Origin of the sequence: Neisseria sp. RH3002v2f, assembly GCF_014596375.1 — a bacterium.
GTDB classification, from domain to species: domain Bacteria; phylum Pseudomonadota; class Gammaproteobacteria; order Burkholderiales; family Neisseriaceae; genus Neisseria; species Neisseria cinerea.
On record NZ_MAYZ01000014.1, the window covers coordinates 1 to 503 of the forward strand.

The 503-nt window shown below is 57.1% G+C and carries 1 protein-coding gene; it reads right to left on the reverse strand.

Annotated features, from left to right (window positions below; all coding sequences use genetic code 11):
- A partial coding sequence (locus BBW69_RS02565; RefSeq protein ID WP_188210313.1) for an HAD-IC family P-type ATPase occupies positions 1–503 on the reverse strand: 503 nt, incomplete at both ends.

Consider the following 503-nt stretch of genomic DNA (forward strand, 5'->3'; position numbering starts at 1 on the left):
TGGTTGACCGAATGCTGCATCAGCGTGGCGGATGCGGTGTGTTCGGCAACGTCTGCGCCGCCTTTCATCGCAAAGCTGACGTTGGCGGCGGCGAGCGCAGGTGCGTCGTTGATGCCGTCGCCGACCATCGCCACGGTTTTGCCGGCGGCTTTGAGTTTCTGTACTTCGGTGGCTTTGTCGCGCGGACTCATATTGCCGAAGGCGTGTGCGATGCCCAGTTGTTTGGCGACGTATTCGACCGTGCCTTGGTTGTCGCCGCTCATGATGTAAACATCGATATTGTGTTTTTTCAGACGGCCTATGGCTTCGGCGGTATCGGCTTTCAACGCGTCGGCAAGTGCGAATGCGCCGATGGGTTTGTTATCGACCGAGACTGCAACAATGCTTGCAATGTCCCAAACGCCGTCTGAAAACTTCGGCAAGGTCAGTTCGGCAAATTCGGCTTTACCCGCTTTCACCAAACCCACGCCTTCCACTTCGGCAGTAATGCCTGCGCCGACAAC